General features: G+C 64.6%; 18 protein-coding genes. 8 read left to right on the top strand and 10 right to left on the bottom strand.

What is annotated here, in order from left to right:
- Window positions 1-28 precede the first annotated feature (28 nt).
- Complete coding sequence (locus AC5RUM_RS02210) at window positions 29-322, top strand: putative quinol monooxygenase (RefSeq protein ID WP_494033396.1); 294 nt, start codon at window positions 29-31, stop codon at window positions 320-322.
- A gap of 741 nt (window positions 323-1063) precedes the next feature.
- Here AC5RUM_RS02210 and AC5RUM_RS02205 read toward each other — a convergent pair.
- On the bottom strand, window positions 1064-3727 hold the full coding sequence (locus AC5RUM_RS02205) for a GH32 C-terminal domain-containing protein (protein ID WP_494033395.1): 2664 nt from the start codon (window positions 3725-3727) through the stop codon (window positions 1064-1066).
- A 184-nt stretch (window positions 3728-3911) separates the two neighbouring features.
- On the opposite strand from AC5RUM_RS02205, the gene AC5RUM_RS02200 reads away from it, so the two are divergent.
- Together AC5RUM_RS02200 and malQ are read left to right on the top strand one after the other, a co-directional pair.
- On the top strand, window positions 3912-4250 hold the full coding sequence (locus AC5RUM_RS02200) for a hypothetical protein (protein WP_400577458.1): 339 nt from the start codon (window positions 3912-3914) through the stop codon (window positions 4248-4250).
- A gap of 132 nt (window positions 4251-4382) precedes the next feature.
- Window positions 4383-6578 carry a 4-alpha-glucanotransferase gene (gene malQ / locus AC5RUM_RS02195; protein WP_494033394.1) on the top strand — a complete coding sequence of 732 codons (2196 nt, stop codon included), beginning with the start codon at window positions 4383-4385 and terminating at the stop codon, window positions 6576-6578.
- Here the strand turns inward: malQ and AC5RUM_RS02190 are convergent.
- Together AC5RUM_RS02190 and AC5RUM_RS02185 are read right to left on the bottom strand one after the other, a co-directional pair.
- Entirely contained in the window at window positions 6565-9360 is a 2796-nt protein-coding gene (locus AC5RUM_RS02190) for an alpha-amylase family glycosyl hydrolase (RefSeq protein WP_494033867.1), read from the bottom strand. The two genes, malQ and AC5RUM_RS02190, sit on opposite strands and share 14 nt — an antisense overlap.
- Before the next feature lie 180 nt (window positions 9361-9540).
- A complete protein-coding gene (locus AC5RUM_RS02185; protein WP_494033393.1) occupies window positions 9541-10578 on the bottom strand; it encodes a lactonase family protein in 1038 nt (345 codons plus the stop codon).
- A 197-nt stretch (window positions 10579-10775) separates the two neighbouring features.
- Between AC5RUM_RS02185 and AC5RUM_RS02180 the strand changes: the two genes are divergently transcribed.
- Complete coding sequence (locus AC5RUM_RS02180; protein ID WP_494033392.1) at window positions 10776-11624, top strand: putative protein N(5)-glutamine methyltransferase; 849 nt, start codon at window positions 10776-10778, stop codon at window positions 11622-11624.
- Here AC5RUM_RS02180 and AC5RUM_RS02175 read toward each other — a convergent pair.
- From AC5RUM_RS02175 to AC5RUM_RS02160, 4 genes are all read right to left on the bottom strand, one after another.
- Entirely contained in the window at window positions 11621-11935 is a 315-nt protein-coding gene (locus AC5RUM_RS02175; protein WP_494033391.1) for a hypothetical protein, read from the bottom strand. The two genes, AC5RUM_RS02180 and AC5RUM_RS02175, sit on opposite strands and share 4 nt — an antisense overlap.
- 78 nt (window positions 11936-12013) lie before the next feature.
- Entirely contained in the window at window positions 12014-12514 is a 501-nt protein-coding gene (locus tag AC5RUM_RS02170) for a hypothetical protein (protein WP_494033390.1), read from the bottom strand.
- Between the two features lie 118 nt (window positions 12515-12632).
- Window positions 12633-12896, bottom strand: a complete 264-nt coding sequence (locus tag AC5RUM_RS02165) for a GlsB/YeaQ/YmgE family stress response membrane protein (protein ID WP_494033389.1) — start codon at window positions 12894-12896, stop codon at window positions 12633-12635.
- Window positions 12897-13041: 145 nt separating this feature from the next.
- The gene (locus AC5RUM_RS02160; RefSeq protein WP_494033388.1) at window positions 13042-13872 is read right to left on the bottom strand and encodes an aldo/keto reductase; all 831 of its coding nucleotides are present in this window, start codon (window positions 13870-13872) and stop codon (window positions 13042-13044) included.
- Between the two features lie 166 nt (window positions 13873-14038).
- Between AC5RUM_RS02160 and AC5RUM_RS02155 the strand changes: the two genes are divergently transcribed.
- Window positions 14039-14737 (top strand): CDP-alcohol phosphatidyltransferase family protein, encoded by a 699-nt coding sequence (locus AC5RUM_RS02155; RefSeq protein ID WP_494033387.1) that lies wholly within the window; start codon window positions 14039-14041, stop codon window positions 14735-14737.
- Window positions 14738-14880: 143 nt separating this feature from the next.
- The gene (locus tag AC5RUM_RS02150) at window positions 14881-15096 is read left to right on the top strand and encodes a hypothetical protein (protein ID WP_494033386.1); all 216 of its coding nucleotides are present in this window, start codon (window positions 14881-14883) and stop codon (window positions 15094-15096) included.
- Between the two features lie 41 nt (window positions 15097-15137).
- On the opposite strand, the gene AC5RUM_RS02145 is transcribed toward AC5RUM_RS02150, so the two are convergent.
- The 3 genes from AC5RUM_RS02145 to AC5RUM_RS02135 all read right to left on the bottom strand — a co-directional run bounded on the left by AC5RUM_RS02145 (window position 15138) and on the right by AC5RUM_RS02135 (window position 17536).
- A complete protein-coding gene (locus tag AC5RUM_RS02145; RefSeq protein ID WP_494033385.1) occupies window positions 15138-16109 on the bottom strand; it encodes an aldo/keto reductase in 972 nt (323 codons plus the stop codon).
- A 424-nt stretch (window positions 16110-16533) separates the two neighbouring features.
- On the bottom strand, window positions 16534-16743 hold the full coding sequence (locus AC5RUM_RS02140; protein ID WP_078029066.1) for a dodecin: 210 nt from the start codon (window positions 16741-16743) through the stop codon (window positions 16534-16536).
- A gap of 91 nt (window positions 16744-16834) precedes the next feature.
- Window positions 16835-17536: a FadR/GntR family transcriptional regulator gene (locus tag AC5RUM_RS02135; protein WP_494033384.1), complete on the bottom strand. Its 702-nt coding sequence runs from the start codon at window positions 17534-17536 to the stop codon at window positions 16835-16837.
- A 149-nt stretch (window positions 17537-17685) separates the two neighbouring features.
- Between AC5RUM_RS02135 and AC5RUM_RS02130 the strand changes: the two genes are divergently transcribed.
- Both AC5RUM_RS02130 and AC5RUM_RS02125 read left to right on the top strand, forming a co-directional pair.
- Window positions 17686-19167, top strand: a complete 1482-nt coding sequence (locus tag AC5RUM_RS02130; RefSeq protein WP_494033383.1) for a four-carbon acid sugar kinase family protein — start codon at window positions 17686-17688, stop codon at window positions 19165-19167.
- Window positions 19168-19244: 77 nt separating this feature from the next.
- The gene (locus tag AC5RUM_RS02125) at window positions 19245-20147 is read left to right on the top strand and encodes an NAD(P)-dependent oxidoreductase (RefSeq protein WP_494033382.1); all 903 of its coding nucleotides are present in this window, start codon (window positions 19245-19247) and stop codon (window positions 20145-20147) included.
- Window positions 20148-20217 lie beyond the last annotated feature (70 nt).

The raw sequence follows: 20217 nt of genomic DNA, 5'->3' as shown, positions 1-20217 counted from the left end.
ACCCAGCCAACCTCCAGAGGAGAAAACCATGGCCAAGACGCTCTATGCAGAATTCACAGTGAAGCCCGGCAGTGAAGCCCGGGTTGCCGAAATGATGCGCGAACTGACGGAACATGTCAGGCGGGAGCCGGGAAACCAGCTGTTCCTGCCCTATACGCGGGAAACCAACCCCCGCGAGTACTTTGTCTTCGAAGTGTATGAGGACGATGCCGCATTCCAGGAGCACATCAGCGCTGACTACGGTGCCCGCTTCAACGGGGAGTTGGCCGACCACATCGAGGAGGATGGCTCAGTGCTGACCTGGCTTCAGCCGGTCAACTGAGCCCGCCGGGCAGAAGCGGCACCTCACTGCGTGAAGAATGTGCTGATCTCCCTCCAAGCGATCGGTTCGGCACCGTCCTCTCGTTGGTCTGCCGCAGGTGCAACAGTTCTTTGGAATAGGTCTGCGCCCTCATAAGCAGGTCGGGGACGCACAGCAGGTACCCGTTTGCGGCTGATAGACGCCTCCTGGCGACAGCTCTCGACGGTCGCTTGCGGTGCTGGGTCTGCCCAACTAGGAACTCTGCGCAGCGATGATTCCAGGTCGAACAATGCCGTCTTAGGATCCTTCATTTCGTTCCAGACCAAGAGTCCACGACACCAATCGAGTGCCGCTCTATCCCTGGTCCCCTCGATCCAGATGCGCAGTCCCAAATCCAGGGAGCGCACGGCGGTCTTTGGCTGATGGTGCAGAAGGGCGGAGACGGAGTATAGGAGCCAAGCGTCTGGTAGCCAGGCGCCACCACCCCAACCGATCCAGCTCTTGGTCCATTCGTAAACCTCACGCCAATCCTGACTACAGACCCCCTGGAGGGCGTTGGCGCGGCATTCTGCACCCCAGCGACCGATGTCGCCCCCAGGCACCCTGGCAGGATCGAAAGTCATGGGGAGCAGTCTGCCAGATGAAAACGTCGATTTCTGACGCTTCATCACTCAAAAACTGCGCCATGCCATCTCAATGCGCAGCGGGGCGGGGACTTTCGGTCCCCGCCCCGCTGCAATGTTGCCGTGCTTGCTGCCCCTACTACGGCCTGTTCTTCTTGACCGTCGTGTCCGGGACGAACATCGACTGCGTCAACGGCTTGACGGTGATCGATTTCAGCTGCGCTGTGCCGCCCTCGGCGAAGAGTGCGACCTGGCTGGCTCCCTGTTCGGGGAAGACCTGGTCGGTGATGGTGCGCAGGCCGTTCTGGGCGAAGACCTCCACGGAGGACCGGTCGACGTAGATGCTCAACTTCACGTTACCGGAGGCATCGGGCGTCACCGGGGCAGAGTCCACCGACGTGAACAGCGGATGGAAGGCCGTGTTGCCGGACTTCGTCCGATCCACATACAGGCTGCCCGTCGCCTTGTCGTAGCCGATGACGGTCGAGGAGTTCCCGTTTCCGAGCACCGTGATGCCGCTCTTGGCCGCGGTGCCCGGAGCGAAGGTGACGTCGATCTTCTGAACCTGGCCCCACGCGGCCGACGGCAGCACATGCGTTCCCGGAGTGATGCTCCTGGCCCGCTTTTCGGAATAACTGCTCTTCGTGCCGAGACTGTCCACCTGCTGGACGGCCTTCTGGACCAGCCGGGGACCAGCCGCGGTCTGGGTCAGCCCCACTTGGCGCGGCAGGGACATGGCGCTGCGCCACGGCGAGGTGGGAATGGCGTTGGCGTAGTCCCAGTTGTTCATCCAGCCCAGCATGATGCGCTGATCCTGTGGCATGTTCGCGAAGGACACAGAGGCGTAGTAGTCCCTGCCGTAGTCCAGCCAGTCATACGTCTCAAGCCGCGGTGTCGCCGGACGGGAGGATGCGACAAACTCGTCGGCAAGAATGTGGCCCCAGCCGAAGCGGTTGTTGTCCACGATGCGGATGCTGGCCTGCCGCCCCTTGAATTCCGAGACATTCCACGAGGTCCAGTCAAGGACTTCGCTGTTGGCGCCGGTGGCTGTTCGGACCACTTTCCCGTCAACTACGAGGTTGACCGTGGTTTCGTCCGAACGCGGCACGGCGGCCTGGTCCGTCATCATCACGTGGTCAAGGGTCAGGTGTCCCCAGCCGCCGGTGGCCTGGTCCACAATCCGCAGTTGCGCTTGCTGTCCGGCAAACTCGGACACGTCCCAGCCCTTCCAGTTAAGGGCGCCGGAGTCGTCGCCCGCGAGGGTGCGCACCACGTTGCCGTTCACCACCAGCTGGGCTTCCAGCAGCTGGCCCGACGTCGCATCCCGGTGCCCGCCTCCGACCAGCATGCTCATGAAGTTCCGGGACACAGTGAACGACGGCGAGGTCATGGTTCCCTGCCTGTCGTCGCCGGGAGCGCCGCCAGTTTCGAACGTGTTGATGCGCTTAGCGCCGATGTAGAAGTCCCCGCCTGCGGTTGCGGGCTGGAAATTGGGTGCCAGGTCCCCGGTGCCGGTCCAGCCGGCGTCGGCCAGGGTGGTTCCGTCGGGGACCTCGAAGCCGCTGAACAGCAGGTCGCCGGGAGGCGGTGTGTTGTCCAGCTTGTCCGAGACCCGGGGATGCTGCCCGCCGCCGACAAGGAAGTTGAGGTAGTCGCTCCCCACGGTGAACGCGGGCGAGTTCATGGAGCCCACCGGCCAGTCGCCGTCGTTGAATGAATTAATAAGCCCGGCACCGGCGAAACCGGTGACGGCGTTCTGCCCGGGAAGCGTTCCCGCGGCGGGGGCGTCCCCGAACGGCCCGTTCTTTACGTTGCCGGGCTCGTTGTTGACCGTCCAGCCGTTGAAGGTGCCGTCGTTGAAACCGGCGACTGGAGTACCGGCGGGAAGCGTGTCGCTGGGCTTGGTCGACTCCGAGGTGAAGGTGGTGCCGTCGAAGTCACCCACAAAGTATTGACCGGCCGAGCCGCCGGCCACGCCGCCGGGGTTGATGTTGACTACCATGACCCACTTGACGTTGTTGGGATCGCCGTCGACAGCCAGGGGGAAGAGGTCCGGGCATTCCCACAGCCCGCCCGTGGCGTTGGCGGGTCCGAATTCGCTCAGCAGCGTCCAGTCCTTGAGGTTGCCGGACTTGTACAGCACCACCTTGTGCTCCATTGCCTCAACGGCGGCCATGACCCAGTAGCCTCCCCCGTTCGGGGAGTCGTACCAGAAGACCTTGGGATCACGGAAGTTCGCCGAATTGCGGTTGAGTACCGGGTTGGCGCTGTACTTGGTCCAGGTCTGCCCCTCGTCCAGGCTGTAAGCCAGGGATTGCGCCTGGAGGCCTCTATGCGGCGAGGCATCCTTGTAGGCGCTGGTGAAGATTGCCACCATGGGTGGGTTTTCCGCCGTTCCGAAGCCCGACGCATTGTCCTTGTCCACCACCACACTGCCGGAGAAGATGTCCTGCTGGTCATCGGTGGCTATGGCCAGTGGCTGCTCCTTCCAATGCGTCAGGTCCGTGGACGTGGCATGGCCCCACGACATGTTGCCCCACGTATTGCCGGACGGGTTGTGCTGGTAATACAGGTGGTAGACGCCGTTGTAGTACACCATCCCGTTGGGATCGTTCATCCAGTTCTGTTTCGGTGTGAAGTGGATTGCCGGCCGGTACTGCTCGTCCCCAACCGTTCCGGCGGCCGAGACCGGTCCAGCCCCCGCAAGCACGGCGGCAAGGCCGAGACCTGCCAGTGCCAGGACGGAACAGACCTGCTTTCTTCGTGATTTCTTGCGGTTCATTTCATTGAGGTCGCACTTCATTGCGCGTGCCTTTCCTATAGACAACGTTGTCAGTGGAAGGAACGCTAAGTTAAGTCCACGAGACAAGTCAACGGATTGTCACCCATTCATGGCGAATGGAGTCTCAGGTGCGCAGTGGACATCGTTGTCGGTATGGGTGGACCTGTCCGAGGGAGCCCCCAGGCACCTTGTTAGGCTGGGAGGCATGAAACTACGTCTTCCTGCCCTTGCCATGGTTCCCGCGATGCTTCTCTTGGCCGGGTGTGGCCAGGCGGAGGAAGCAGTGCAGAACGCGGCAAGCTCCGCCGCCTCCGGTGTTGCGAACGCTGCGGCCGAGCAGGTGAAAGGCCAGATCTGCGCGCTGCTGGAGGACGGCCTCGTCAGTGCCTCGGACAAGGCTGTGCTGACCGGGCTCGTGGCAGGCGCCGAAACCGCAGGGGTTCCCTCCGAGATTACGGATCCGCTGACGGAGATAGCCGAGGCCGGTGACGAGGTCCCCAACGAGTCGGTGAAACAGCTGCAGCAGGCCTGCACCGCCGGCTGACATCCCGGCTGGCCTTCAGCGCGCAGCGCCCTGCAATAATCGGAACCAACGGTTGCGGGGGGCTGAAATGCGGCCAGCCGCCACGGGAGCATAGTAAGTTTGGGCCGATCACAGCAGACGAGGCGGACATCAATGAAGGCTTCCAGCCAGCAAGCGTCACCTTCCGGAACACCGGCAGAACCTTCGGGCACGCCCGTTAACTCCGAGCTGCTGCGCTGGCTCGCGGACGCGCACGGCGTGGGTACTACCTACCAGGGCTGGGACGGGCACCCGCACGACGTTGCCCCCGCCACCCTGATCCGCGTCCTGGCGGCGCTGGGGGTCCAGGCACACACCGATCAGCTCATTGAAACTGCCTTGGCTGAATCGGAACTGGCGCCGTGGCGGCGGATGCTGCCGCCCGCCGTCGTGGTCCAGGAAGGGACGCCGTCCCAGGTTCAGGTCCACGTCCGGCACGGTTCAGCCGTCCGCGTGAGCGTCATAACGGAGGACGGACGAAAGCTCGACGCCGGACGGCAGGATGTCTGGGTGGAACCGCGCGAGGTGGATGGCGTAACCATCGGCCGGGCGACTTTCGACATTCCGGCCAACACCGGGCTGGGATGGCACACACTGCGCGCTGAGTCGGAGGGCACGGTGGCCGAGGCCACCCTGGTGGTGACGCCGTCCAGGCTGTCCACGGCTGCACCGCTTGAGGAACGCCGGGGCTGGGGCCTGGCCACCCAGCTGTATTCGGTGCGCTCCGAGCGCTCCTGGGGAGTGGGCGACTTCGCCGATCTCGCCGAGCTTGCCGCACTTGCCGGTGCCCGCGGGGCCGACTACGTGCTCGTGAATCCCCTGCACGCGGCCGATCCCGTGCCGCCCCTGGAGCCCTCGCCGTACTCGCCATCCACCCGGCGTTTCTTCAACCCGCTGTACCTCCGCATCGAGGCGATTCCGGAGCTGGCGTACCTGAAGCCCAAGAAGCAGGCCGTCATCCATGGCCTCATGAAGCAGGCGCGGAAGCTGAACAAGAACACTGCCCGCCTAGACCGGGACACCGCGTACGCCGCGAAGCTGGCCGCGCTGGAGCTGGTGTATGGGGTCCGCCGATCCGCGTCCCGGCAGCACGCCTTCGAGGACTTCTGCCGCGCCGGCGGAACCGGCCTGGAGGACTTCGCCCTGTGGTGCGCCATACGGGAAGATATCGACGCGGACGATCCCTTCTGGACCGATCCTGCCGCTGCCCTCGGCTCGCCCCTCGTTGAAAAGCTCCGGAACGAGCTGGCGGACCGGATCGACTTCCACCGCTGGCTTCAGTGGCTTTGCGACGAGCAGCTCGAATCCGCGCAGTCCGCAGCCAAACGCGCAGGCATGCGTCTCGGTGTGGTGCATGACCTTGCCGTGGGTGTTGACCTGCAGAGCTCGGACGCCTGGACGCTGAAGGACGTTCTTGCTTCCGGCGTGAGCGTGGGGGCACCTCCGGACATGTACAACCAGCTGGGGCAGGACTGGCACCAGCCGCCGTGGCACCCCACACGCCTCGCCGAGGCCGGCTACCGTCCGTTCCGGGAGATGCTGGCAAGGATTCTCCGGCATTCGGGCGGCATCCGTGTGGACCACATCCTGGGCTTCTTCCGCCTCTGGTGGGTGCCGACCGGGAATTCCGCCGGGGACGGCGCTTACGTCCGTTTCGACCACGATGCCCTGATCGGCATCCTGGCGCTGGAGGCACAGCGCGCGGGCGCCGTGGTGATCGGGGAGGACCTGGGCACCTTCGAGCCGTGGGTCCGCGACTACCTGGCGGCGCGCGGCATCCTGGGCACCTCCATCCTGTGGTTCGAGAGCGACGGCGATGCTCCCCTTGCGCCGGAAAAGTACCGGCTGCAGGCGCTCTCCAGTGTCAACACTCACGACCTCCCGCCGACGGCGGGCTACCTCGCCGGGGACCACGTGACCCTGCGCAGCGGGCTGGGCCTGCTGGAGCGGCCGGCGGAGGAGGAGCGCCTCGAGCACAATGCCACGCTTGAGAAAATGATGCAGCTGCTGCGGCAGCGCGGGCTGCTCCCGGCCGATGATGCCGGGAGCGAGGAGGAGCGGATCGAGGCACTGCACCGTTTGCTGGCCCAGACGCCGTCCGTGCTGCTCGGCGTCGCGCTGGTTGATGCCGTGGGGGAGCGCAGGGTGCAGAACCAGCCAGGGACAACATCAGCGCAGTACCCGAACTGGCAGGTGCCTTTGGCTGATTCAGACGGTGACTGCGTACTTATCGACAGCCTGGACGGGAACGAGAGGTTCAATTCCCTCCTGGCCGCGGTCGAGGAATCAGTCCGGCTTAGCCAGCAGTAATCAGATGCGTGCTGTGGTCGTATCGGAAGGTGACCGGACCGCCGTCGTGGTTCAGGACAATGTTCGTTCCGTTGCGTGCGCCGCCCTGGCCGTAGTTTTCGTCCCAGGAGCCGTTGATGGCTGCCTTGAATTCGTACCTGCCGGCGGGCAGGTCGGCGGTCAGCTTCCAGATGGTGTCGTCCGGATCCAGTGTCATGAACGCCGCGGTGCACGCCGGTAGCCAGTCGCCGGAGCAGCCCATCTCACTGTTCAGGTCGCCCGCAACCGTAACGGATTTCGGCTGGGGAACCGCAACGGTTCCCACGACGACAGTCCGCACGGCACTGACCACACTGAGGGGTCCGCTCAGCTTCGCCCGGTAGCTCACCTTGGTCCCTTCCGGGAGGTTCAGGGCCGCGATGTCGTCCACCACCGTGTACTCGGGGGAGGAGCCGTCGGCCTGACCGATGGCCGTCCACTCCCCGCCGGCAATACTCCGTTCGAAGCCCACCTCGTGGCTGGCCTTTTCCGGATCCGCGGTGGCTACAACCTGCACGTTCCCCTGGACGGTGCTTCCTTCCTTTGGCTGCTGGATGGTCAGTACCGGGGCAGGGACAGCGGCGGTGCGCGTACCGCTGACAGATGTGTGGCCCGCGTTGTCCAGGACCACTGCCCGGTATGCCAGGGCAGTGCCGGGGTTGAGTGCGGCCACATCATGGAAGACCCGGTAGGGCGCCGTGTCGTCGGTGCCGATGGATTCCCATGTCCCGCCAGCCGTCTTGGCCTGGAAAGTGACCTGGTAGAACGACGTGCCGTCGACGTCGGCTGTCACCTGGATCCGGCCGTTGTCGCCCGGGGCGGTGGCGGTGGGTGCTGCCGTGCCGGGTGCCTGCAGTGTGATGCCGGGGGCCCTCTTGGAGTGCGGAATCCGGCCGGAGGACTGGTACACCACTGCGGACAGCGGCGGAACTGTGACAGTCAGCTTGCCGTCCGCCGCGGTTTTTGTTTCCGCCGCGGCATCACCGTAAAGAAGGCTGTACGTGCGCTTTGCGATGTACGTCGGAACCGACGCCGTCTGTGGCTGCTCGCTGTTGTTCAGCGCCACCACGTATTCGCGCTGGTCCTCGGCGTCCGTGCGGGAGAAGGCATAGATACCCGGGCCGTCGGACGCGTAGCGGTGCTGGTGGGCACCGTTCCGCAGCGCAGGGTGGTCCTTGGTCAGCTTGGCCAGTGCGCTGATCTTGCCGTACAGCGGGTGCCCGGTATTGAAGTTGTCCGCCGCGTGGGTAGCGTCGGTGCCGAGCAGATCGTCGTCCAGGTACTCCGGTACCTGGCTGGCGAAGAGTGTCTGGCGGGCATCCTGGTCTCCGCCCGGGCCGGTAAAGCCCTGCTCGTCACCGTAGTAGATCACGGGGTTGCCTCGGGAGAAGTACATCAGCTCGTGGGCAAGCTCGTCGCGGGACACCCGTTCGGCGTCGTCAGCACCCGGGTTGTCCGCGGAGATGAAGCTGCCTATCCGGCCCATGTCGTGGTTTCCGAGGAAGGTGGGCAGCTGGTACACGTTGGAGTCTGCGTCCGTATACCAGTCATCCATGGCAAAGAATGTCTCCAGCTGGCGGGCGTCCTGGCTGCGGGAGGCGAAATTGCGGGCCGCGTCCTGGAAGGGGAAGTCCAGCACTGCCTGCATCTTGTTGCGGGTGGTGAACTGCGACGTAAAGCTCTTGGAAGTATCGAAAACCTCCCCGAACATGAAGAACTCGTCCTTGCCGTGCTGCTTCGCGTAGCTGAGGACATCCGGGCCGAATTTCTGCCAGAACTCATCGTTCACGTGCTTCATGGTGTCGATCCGGAATCCGTCCACCCCAAAATCCCTGATCCAGGTCTTGTAGACGTCAGTCATGCCCTTCACGACGGTGGGGTGCTCGGTGAAGAGGTCATCCAGGCCGAAGAAGTCACCGTAGAAGGAGTTCTCGCCGGCGAATGTTGTGTCGCCGCGGTTGTGATAGAGAGTGGGATCGTTGAGCCAGGCGGGCACCTTGAGGTTTTGTTCCGCCGGGTCCAGTACCGGCGTGTAGGGGAACGAGATCTTCGCGTCGAGCCGCGGGAATTCGGGCTTTCCGGCGTAGTCGCGGTCGTCGAACTCAGCCCCGGCGGCGGTGCGGTACGGCGCCTTGTCCTTGGACGCATACCCCATGCGGGCGCCTTCTTTGTAGCCGATGACATCCGCCGTGTGGTTCGTGATGATGTCGAAGTACACCTTCATGCCGCGCGCGTGTGCCGCGTCGATGAGTTCCTTGAGCTCGGCATTGGTGCCCAGATGGGGATCGATTTGGGTGAAGTCCGTGACCCAGTACCCGTGGTAGCCAGCGGAGCTGTCCTCTGGCTGTACGGCCTTGTTCTTGAAGCTCGGCGTCAGCCAGATCGACGTGGTGCCCAGCCCTTGGATGTAGTCAATCTTGTCCAGCAACCCGTTCAGGTCACCGCCGTTGTAAAAGCCCTTGCGCGTGGGGTCGAAGCCGGACACCCCCGGATCCGGTCCCAGACCGCCGTCGTCATTGGCAGTGCTTCCGTTACTGAACCTGTCCGCCATGACGAAGTAGAAGTTCTCGTCAGTAACCGGCGCCCGCAGGGACTGAAGGGCCGGAGACGGCGGGCCGCCAGAGTTCGGCCCCGAATCCCCGGAGCCGGGTGCCGCTTGGGCGGGGAGGGCGGCACCTATGAGGGCCAGTACGGAGGCTGCGACCACCGCGGTGCGGGCGGGACCAGATATGCGCGGGTGAGCGGCGCCCCCGCGGCGGTGCATGAAACTCTGGACAGGATTGGAGAACATGGCTGAAACCTTCCACGAAGCAGCGCTGCTTATCCCGGCCCGTCCGGGTAACGTGCGGACGACACGCCCAGCCGACAGGAACCATCATCTACCTGACTGCGACAAGTCTGTAATGACGATGACGGATGCTGTATTTGGGTTTGTCGATTCGTTTTAGCTTGCCACAACCAGCGCCGTAGGGGAACCCGCAACAAGCCTGTTGTGGATATTGCCGGGAAGCCCGGATTCGGGATCGAGGCGGAAGGTGCTCACGTCGTGGGAACGCTCATGGGCGACATGGAGCCAACCGTCCCGGACCAGGTGGTGGCGGGGCCAGTCTCCTCCGCTGGGAACGTCCGTTACCGGCCGGGCCTCGCCCCGTGCGCCATTGACATCCAGTACGCAGATTCGATTGGAGCCGCGGACTCCGACGTAGGCGAACCTTCCGTTGGGCGACAGGGCAATCTCTGCCGCCGAGTCGCCTTCCTGGGCACCGGCGGCCGATGCCGGGCCTTGGCTGACCAACTCGAACTGCCCAGTGCCGGATGCCGCCCGCGCCCCGAAGACTTCGATGGAGTACTCGGAGACGACGAAGATGCTGCCATCCGCGTGCTGGACCAGGTGGCGCGGACCGCTGTCCCGGGGAAGCATCACTTCGTGATCCAGCCTGAGTCCGTGACCGGGAACGTAGTTCCAGACGCGCAGCAGGTCGTGACCTAAGTCGGTGGTCATGATGCGGCCGTCGGCGAGCATGAGGCTGGCGTGGGCGCGGCTTGGCCGTCCGCCGTCGTAAGGATCCGCTGACGGTGCCGCTGCGAAGCGGCCGGTGATGCCGCCGTCGTCATCGAGTTCATAGAGCAGGACCTGGCCGTCCCCCCAGCAGGAAACGGTGAGGAACCTGCCGCGGGGGTCGACGGCCACATGGCACGCCGCCTCTCCTGCCGGCCATGTCTCATCGGCCGGTTCCAGGCCGAATTCGCCACGGCGGCGAAAGGCCCGCACGGACTGCGCAATTTCACCGACGGCGTAGACCAGCGGCAGGGAAGGGTGCACAGCAATGAACGACGGCGAATCCGCCTTCGCGGCGGTGCCCCGCCAGGTGAGGGTTCCGTCGGGTCCGGCGGAGATGGCTCCAATGCCGGCCCCGTGTCCGCCGCTGTCCGCAGTGTACGAGCCGGTCCAAATGAGCAGGTGGTTTTCGCTTGGCGACATGGCTCTATCTTGCCAAGGACCGCACGCTCCGCGTCCGATAACATGAAGATTCGCGTGCTTGGAAGCTCGCGCTTAGAGATCCAGGGGAGGTGGGAACCATTACCGCAATGCCAGTCTGGGTTCTCCCTGCCCGCCGTCCAGACCACCGGGCCTAGCCGGTGCACGGGATGCCCATCGCTCAGCCGAAGGACATCCCGATGCCGTTTGACCAACCATCCCTTTCCCCCATCATCACCCGGCTTCGTGCCGCGGGCTGCGTTTATGCCGAAGAGGAAGCCGAGCTGCTGCTCGCCGCCCGCTTCAGCCCGGGGCAGCTCTCGGCGGCTGTTGAACAGCGCGTCGCCGGCTTTCCGCTGGAGCATATCCTGGGCTGGGCGGAGTTCTGCGGACTCCGCATCGCCGTGGAGCCCGGTGTTTTCGTGCCCCGCCGTCGTACGGAACTGCTGGTCCGGGAGGCAGCAGCGCTCCTGCAGACCGGAGCTGGGACTCGCGCCGGAGCTGAAGCTGTCGGGACTCGCGCCGGAGCTGAAGCTGTCGGGACTCGTGCCGTGGTCGTGGACCTGTGCTGCGGCTCGGGAGCTGTGGGTACTGCGCTGGCGGCGGTAGCAGAGGACATTGAGCTGCACGCTTCCGACGTCGATCCTTCCGCGGTGCGCTGTGCCCAACGCAATGTGGGTCCCGCAGGTGGAACCGTTCATGAAGGGGACCTCTACTCGGCGCTCCCTCTGAATCTCAGAGGACGCATAGACATCCTGGCCGTCAACGCGCCGTACGTGCCCACCGAGTCCATCAGCAGCATGCCCCAGGAGGCCCGCGTCCACGAGTCCAGGCTTTCACTCGACGGTGGTGAGGACGGGCTCGACATCCAACGGAAGGTTGCCGCCGCGGCGCGGACTTGGCTTAGGCCTGGAGGCCATCTGCTCATCGAAACGAGCCGCCGTCAGGCTGATCTCACGTCAACAGCAGTGGCGTCGGGCGGGCTCACGCCGCGCATTGTGATGTCCGACGAACTAGACGCCACGGCGGTCGTAGGGCGCCGGTCTTAGCGTGGGGGAGCCAGCAGCTGGAGGTGCTCGACCCGGCGGGACAGCTCCTCCGCCAGGTCGGCGAAATCCGCACCCTCCCCGAAACCGGCCACTGCCAGTTCCTTGGGTGCGGACTCCACCGCCGGGTCCGCCAGTGCGAGGCAGGCGTGCAGATTAACCGAAGCACCGCCGTCGGACGAAGAAGAGTCCGCAACGGCGGTGCCGGAATATTGATCAGGAGTTGCTGCTCCCGAGAGGGGGACGCTGCGCAGCAGGCCACGAAGCGGGGCGGCACTCGTGTCCGCCCCGCTGTGACTGTGCTGCGACCCCAATGGCTGGCCCGCATTGCCGCACGGGCGGAGCGGCCAAAACAGCCAACGCGGCCAAACAGCCGGATTGGCGGAAGGCGACTAGGGCCTCTTGGCGTCCACGTTGGTTGCGGCACCTGCCTCGGTGGCGCCACCTTCGTCAGACCAGTCCTGGCCGGTGGCATCATTCCGGGCAGGATCGGACTCCACGTCCGACGTACCGAGATTTACCGTTTCCGGGTGCGTGCTGTGGGCCGGAACATGCGCACTGTCTGCAGTGCCGCCGTCGGACGCTTTAGTGCCTGAATCGCTGCCGCTGGCGGCAGTGACGCCCGTTGTGGTGTCGTGTTTCGACGAGTCGCGGTGCATGGCCGAGCTCAGGACCGTCCCCGCGCGGCGTGCAGCCTCGGAGAGCTGATCACTCACCTCGGGCGCTTTTTCCTTGACCACTTCGGTGGCCGCGGTGACTTTGTCCTGGACAGGCTTGCTGTCCCAAACGCTGGTGGCACGGGCTTTGAGTTTGTCGTACGCTGCCCGGCCGGACCTCGATCCGAGAACGTAGCCTGCAGCAATTCCGGCGCCGAAGAGAAGTTTGGATTTCATGATGAACTCCTGCTCTTGAGAGGGATATGTACGAGGTGGAAGATTCCAGCTGGCACAGGCATCAGCTGAAAACGGCCCCGGGGCAAAGTCCCGGGGCCGTTTTCCAGCCGCGCTCCGGCTAGCGGACGCTACGCCTGGTGATCAGGCCGTAGACGAGCAGGACGACGATCGCCCCGCCAATCGCCAGCAGCCACGTGGACAGCGAGAAGAACTCGTTGATTCCCACCCCGAAGAGTGCGCTGCCGATCCAGCCACCGAGAATTGCTCCGACAACGCCAAGCAGCAGTGTTACCAGGATGCCGCCGCCCTGTCGGCCCGGGAGGATCGCCTTAGCAATGGCTCCGGCAATGAGGCCTAGAATCAGAAATGCGAAAAAACCCATTTTTATCGTTCCTTCTTCCTCATAAAGGAGGCACCCGGTATGCCGGGTACGCTTCGTCCTTCTCCCCAATACTAAACATGCTTACTATTTTTCTGCCAGTTGGTTCTCGAAGCAACCTCCTTTGGCCGGTGCCGGTCCGCGGTTCTTAGTGGCCCTGTACGTCGGAATTTACGCCCGCCTCTGGCCCTTCATCAAGCGTGTCGATGGCTGCCAGGTCCTCCGCGTCGAGGGTGAAGCCAAAGACGTCGATGTTCTCCCTCATCCGCTGCGGATCGGCCGACTTGGGGATGGCAACCAGGCCCTGCTGAACGTGCCAGCGCATCACGACCTGGCTCTCCGTTTTGCCGTGTTTACTGGCGATCCGGCTCAGTACCGGGGCAGACAGCAGGCCCGAATGCGCTCCCAGCGGACTGTACGATTCGGTGACGATGCCGTGGTGCTCGTGGTAGGCGCAATCAGCCGATCGGGTGACTGACGGGTTGAGCTGGATCTGGTTGACGGCGGGAATCACGTCCGCGGACCACATGAGCTGTTCCAGGTGGGATGGCTTGAAATTCGACACACCGATCGAGCGGGCCTTGCCGTCGGCCTGCAGCCGTTCGAAGGTCTTCCATGTGGAGATAAATTCCCCGCGCCGGGGGAGGGGCCAATGGATAAGCAGCAGATCCACGTAATCCATCTTCAACCGTTTTAGAGAGCCCTCCAGGCCGGCCACCGCCCGGTCATCGCCCTGGTAGTCACCATCAAGTTTGGTGGCCACGAAGAACTCTTCGCGGTTCAGGCCGCTCCTTCGGATTCCGTCACCAACCCCCGCTTCATTGCCGTATTTCACCGCAGTGTCGATATGCCGGTACCCGGCTTCAACTGCATGGACGACGGCGTCCGCCACGTCGCGATCGTTCAGGGGCCAGGTGCCCAGCCCGATTTGCGGTATCCGGTGGCCGTCGTTCAGCTCGATAAGCGGTGTGAGTGCCATGCCAAGAGTCTTTCCTATCAGCAGCCTTTTGCACAGGGCCATTGCCCACGTCCGAACGGGGCCCGCCGCTTGTGTTGCCCTTCAGCCACCGCTTGTTACGATGAGCGCGAGGTGGCAGATGGAGCTCCCAACGAGGCGCCGCGCACAGAGGGATGCGGCAATAGCGATGGCTGCCTTTCTGGTGGCCGGTACGTGGCTTATGGCCGGCGCCTACGGCGAATCCGGACCTCTCGTGTATGCAGAGCTGGCGGCCGGGGCTGCAGTCATGGGAAGCGCGGCCTTTACAATTCTCGGACGCAGTCCACCGCTGATCACGCCCGCAGATCGCGTGACGCTGGTCCGTGCAGTCCTGGTGGCGTGCTGCGCAGCCATGGCTGCCGCCACAATCATCGGCGGCAGGACGCCCGGTATGCTGTTCATCGCCGTCGGCTCCTTGGCGTTCGTGCTTGATGCGGTGGATGGCACAGTGGCCCGGTATTTTGGCTGCGCGTCCCCTGCAGGCGCAAAGTTGGATGTACAAACCGATGCGGCCTTGGTTCTCGTTTTATCGTGCGCAGCGGAAGGAAGCCACGGCCCGTGGGTCATTGCCATCGGTCTGATGTGGTACCTGTTCACAGCAGCGGGCTGGCTCCGGCCTGCCCTGAGGGGGAAGCTGAGGGCGAGCAGATTGCGCAAGGTCATTGGCGCCTACCAGCCGATTGCCTTCCTGCTGGCGCTGATGCCCGGCATGCCGGAGGAAATCGGCTTTGCCGCCTTGGCGCTGGCGTTCGTTGCGCTGACCGCATCGTTTGGACGGGACATCGTGGAGTTGGAGCGGGAGCATCTGCGCCACACCAGCCAGTTTGAGTCGCGGTCCCACAATTGAGGGCAGCCGCTTTCGACGCTCTGGACTACGGCGCGCGGCGCTGGTATCCCTTGGATGTGACCGGCAGGGGACACAGGCGCCCGGGACGGGCGCTGCAGCCACGCTGACAGACAGGCATTCCCAACAAGCAAAGGATCCTGATCATGAGTGAAACGCCCGACGAATCCCGGCAGGACGCCCCGGAGGATCAGCAGCAGGACTCCCCACGGGGCTTTCCTTTCGATCCGGAACAGGACCCGCCACAGGAGGAGCCGGCAGTTCCGCCCCAGGTCACGCCGGGGCCACCTACGGGACCGGACGGCCTACCTGACGAGCCGGCCTTGGAGGACCCGCAGCGCCCGGCTTCGCAGCCCGAGTGAGTCAGCCGCGGTGAGTCGTTCCGCGGGGCGGGCGGAGCCTGTCACCATGCGTAATCCTCGGGAGCAGTGAGGTATCCCGGGAAGATGCCGTCAAGGCGCTTGATGGCGTCCCCGCCGAGAGTTATGCCCAGGGACCGGATGGCGGCGTCTAGCTGCTCTTGCGTGCGGGGGCCAACGATCGGGGCGGTCACGGCCGGCTGGTGCAGGAGCCACGCGAGGGCGATGTCACCGGGCTCGTGGCCGAGTTCTTCTGTGAAGTCCTCGTAGTCCCGGACCTGGTCCCGGTGCTTCTTCAGGGTCTCCTGCGCGCGCCCCTCAAGTCGCCGGACGCCGTCGCGCTCCTTCTTGAGCACCCCACCGAGAAGGCCTCCGTGCAGGGGCGACCAGGGAATGATGCCCAGCCCATAGTGTCCTGCGGCGGGAATAACTTCCAGCTCCGCGTTGCGGGTCAGCAGGTTGTAGATGGGCTGCTCGCTGACCAGGCCGGTGTAGTTGCGCCGGGCCGCGGCCTCCTGTGCCTGGGCAATGTGCCAGCCGGCGAAGTTGCTGCTGCCGGAATAGAGGATCTTGCCCTGCTGCACCGCCACGTCAACGGCTTGCCAGATCTCGTCCCAGGGCGTGCTCCGGTCTATGTGATGAAACTGGTAAAGGTCGACGTAGTCGGTCTGCAGGCGCCTCAGGCTGGCGTCGAGCGCCCTGCGGATATTGAGCGCCGAAAGCCTGGACTCGTTGGGGCGGTCAGTCATGGTGCCGTAGACCTTGGTGGCCAGAACGGTCCGTTCGCGGCGTTCCCCGCCCTTGGCGAACCAGCGGCCGATGATTTCCTCCGTCCAGCCCCGGTGCCCTGCACCGCCGTAAACGTTGGCAGTGTCGAAGAAGTTGATGCCTTGGTCCTGCGCGGAATCCATGATCGAGTGAGCTGCGGACTCGTCCGTCTGCGGCCCGAAGTTCATGGTGCCGAGGCAGAGCCTGGAGACTTTCAGCCCGGAGCGTCCCAGATGGGTGTACTGCATGGATTTTCCCTAACGTGGTTTCCCCAGGCGGGCGGCGGCGCCAAACCTGGCTGGCGGGCGGCTGTGCTGCTGCCCAGACGGGGGAGGGGATTCTGGCCATCCGCCCATTGGGCCCCGTCCCGTGCCTTCCTAGCCTTGGAGGAGAACTGCTTCGACCACCAAGGATGAGATTCAACGATGAAACGCATCGCATTGCTCAGGGCGCGACAGGCGCCGTCGGCTTCAACAGGAACCCACTGCCCGGCCTCCGGCGTATGGTCCCCGGAGGAGTCGCCGCAGGACCTGCACACGTTCTTTGAAGGCCAGGTGCTCCCTGCATACCAGGGAGCACCCACCGTATGGCGTCGCCGGTCAGCGGATCAGGAATTCTAAAGCCGGTAGGCGTCAGCCCGGACCGGCGGATTGAACAACGGCTGGGGCGCTGTCAGCGCTCCAGCCGGAAGCCGAGCTTGATGGTGACCTGCCAGTCGGCAACCTGGCCGTTGTCGAGGTGGCCACGGATCTCCTTGACCTCAAACCAGTCGAGGTTCCGCAGGGTCTTCGCCGCTTCGGCTATTCCGTTGCGGACGGCAGCGTCCACGCCTTCGGTCGAGGTTCCGACAATTTCAGAAATGCTGTAGGTGTGATTAGACAACTTCGCTCCTCGTGATCGTCTGCGGTTACCCGGCCGCTGGCCGTTCCTGCAGAGTATCGGAAGGAGGGTCCCGGGACTAGGTTATCGGGGGTCAGGCTTCCAGGACGTAGCTTCTGAGATCGTCCAGGGTCTGCTGCATATGGGCGTCCATCGCAGCCCGCGCCCGCAGAGGATCGCGCGCAGCCAAGGCCTCGAAGATGTTCTGGTGGTGCCCGATGGCATGCTCCTGAATCTCCGGAACCTTCGAGGTTTCAGTGCGGCGCTTCTCCAGCACGCGGTGCAGCGGTTCGAAGAGAACGGCCACGAAGACGTTCTCCGAAGCCTGCAAAATCTGGTCGTGGAACGCGAGGTCTGCGGCAACGAATCGGGGCAGGTCATCGGCCTGATGGGCTTCCCGCATCTCCTCCACTCGGGCGCGGAGGTCCTCGAGCTCGGCATCGGTGATGCGCTGAGCCGCAAGTTCACAGGCGCCCGTTTCCAGCATTCTGCGGAGTTCAATGAGCTGGATAGCCGCAGCTGGACCATTCTGTCCCTCCGACGCTGCGCGAAGCACCGCCTCCAGTGACGACCAGCGGTTCAGAGGGTTCACAAACGTGCCGCGGCCGCGCTCTACGCTAAGGATGCGTTGCGCCTCGAGCGTCTTCATCGCCTCGCGGACCGTCATCCGGCTGACCTCGTGTCGAGCGCTGAGTTCCAGCTCGCCAGGCACGCTGGCGCCCGGCGGAAATTCGCCGGCAATTATGCGGTCAAGGAGTTCGTCGGCTACGACGCCCACCAGAGATTTCCGTGCCATTTTCCCCAATCAGCGCTTCTGATTTATATGTCTGACAAGTCTACTTGCGTGCGTGCTGTGCTATATGCCACACTAGCATTCAAACGACAGATGTCTGACATCTGATAAAGCTGATTCGCAAGATAGTTTCGAACACAACGGAGTGCACAGTGCCCCTTGAAGCAGACGTCCTGGCCGCCTACCCGGCGGAACTTGAGATCCCGGCACAGCAGGTGGCCAGCGCGGTCGCGGCTTCGGCCGCAACGGCGCCTCGTGTCCTGGTGGTCCTCGACGACGACCCCACCGGAACGCAGTCAGTCTCTGATCTGCCCGTGCTCACCCGCTGGGCAGTCGAGGACTTCACCTGGGCTCTTCATCAAGGTAAGGCTGCCGTCTATGTGCTGACCAACACGCGGAGCCTGGACCCGGCAGAAGCAGCTGCGCGCAATGAGGAAATCGTCCGCAACGCCCTCGCTGCCGCCCGGAACGGTGAGGGGGAAATCCGCCTCAGCTTCGTCAGCCGCAGCGACTCGACACTTCGCGGGCACTTCCCGCTTGAACCCGATGTTATTGCCGCCACCGTGGCCGCCGAGAGCGGCGAGGCGACTGACGGCGTCGTCATTGTCCCGGCCTTTCCCGATGCCGGACGCGTCACCATCGGCGGCGTCCACTACATGCGCGGCACCGGAAACGACGCCGGCGGGCTCACTCCGGTAGCGGAGACGGAATTCGCCAAAGATGCGACCTTCGGCTTCGCCAACTCGGACATGGCCAAGTATGTCGAGGAGAAGTCGCAGGGCCGCTTCGCCGCTGACTCGGTCATCGTGCTGGACCTGAACATCATCCGGGCAGGTGCCGCCACGGGCGATGCGGACGTTTCCGCGAAGGCCATTGCCGACGCGATCGAACCCGCCACCGTCTCCACTCCCATCGTTGCGGATATCGTCACAGAGAACGACCTGCGCGCCCTCGCGCTCGGCCTGGAGGAAGCGGAACGCCGGGGCAAGAAGCTCCTTTACCGCGTTGGCCCGCCATTCGTCCGTGCCCGCATCGGCCAAGACATCCGGACGGCGCTCACCGGTGACGAGGCCTATGCCGGGAACGTCCCGTCGGAGGCAGGCGGCCTGATCGTCGTCGGCTCGCACGTGGGCGTCACCACGCGCCAGCTGAAGGTGCTGACGGATCAGCACAGCGCCGCCCGCATTGTGGAGATCGACGTCGAGAAGCTGCTGGGTGACGCCGGGGACGCATACCTGGACCAAACGGTTGACGCCGTCGTTGAGGCCCTCCGCAGCGGTGACGTCATCGTCCACACCAGCCGCCTGCTCATCAAGACGGACGACCCCGCCGAGAGTCTGCGGATCGCGCGTACCGTCTCGGCAGCCGTCGTGGCAGTGGTGAACCGGACACTCAAGACATTCCCGCCGCGGTTCGTCATCGCCAAGGGCGGCATCACCTCCTCGGATGTGGCAGCCCACGGCCTGGAAATCCGGCACGCGATCGTCCGCGGTCCCATGCTGCCGGGCATTGTCAGCCTGTGGGAGCCGGTGGACGGCCCCGCCAAGGGCATTCCTTACATCGTGTTCGCCGGCAACGTGGGCGACGACGAGTCCCTGGCCCAGGTCACCCGCAAGCTCAGCAGCACCTTCTAACGTCACGTGCGGCTAAGGCCGTGACTTCGACTGGCTCCAGCAGCCACACAGCTCTAGACACTTCAATGGAGAACACTATGACCTCGAACTACAAAGTCACCGTCCTTGGCCTCGGCGCCATGGGCCTGCCCATGGCCACGCGCCTCGCCAGCCAGCTCACCGTCCACGGCTTCGACATTGCCGAACCGCGCCTTCGGCTCGCTGAGGACGCCGGCGTCCGCACCTTTGCCTCCGCCCGCGCCGCCGCAGAGGAGACGGACGCCCTGCTGCTGGCCGTCCGCAACAGCGAACAGCTCAATGACGTCCTCTTCGGCGAGAACGGCGTGGCAAGTGTCCTGAAACAGGGCGCCGTCGTCATCCTCACCAGCACCGTGGGAACGGAGGCCATCCCGGCTACCGTCGCGCGGCTGGCCGAATACGGCGTGGCGCTTATTGACGCGCCGCTGTCCGGCGGCCCCAAGCGCGCCGGCGAAGGCGACCTGCTGATCGTAGTTGGCGCCGAGCCGGGGGCGCTCGAGTCCGCCCGGCCGGTCCTGGAACTGCTCGCCTCCACCCTGACTGTTGTGGGGGACAAGCCCGGCGACGGCCAGGCACTGAAGACCGTGAACCAGCTGCTGTGCGGCATCCACATCGCCGCCGCCGCCGAGGCCATGGCCCTTGCCGATGCCCTCGGCCTCGACCAGGCGAAGACGCTCGCCGCCCTCGAAGCCGGTGCCGCCGGATCCTTCATGCTCTCCAACCGCGGCCCGCGCATCCTCGAGGCCTACACCGAGGACGGCGCCGAGGTGCTGAGCCGCCTCGACATCTTCGTCAAGGACATGGGAATCGTGGGCAAGGCCACCCGTTCCGCGGGCCTGGCCACCCCGGTTGCCGCCGCTGCCGAGCAGCTCTACCTCCTCGGCCAGGCCCACGGCCTCGCCGCGGCGGACGACTCCGCCGTGATCAAGGTTGTGGCCCCCACCAAGCGGACCGCCGCTTAACGGAACTCCGACGACGGCGGCTCCCCCCTCCGCCGTCGTCGGCCGGCCCACCCAACTACCCGCGCCCGCG

Source organism: Arthrobacter sp. B2060 (assembly GCF_059090445.1).
This window is presented reverse-complemented; position numbering and strand designations above follow the sequence as displayed.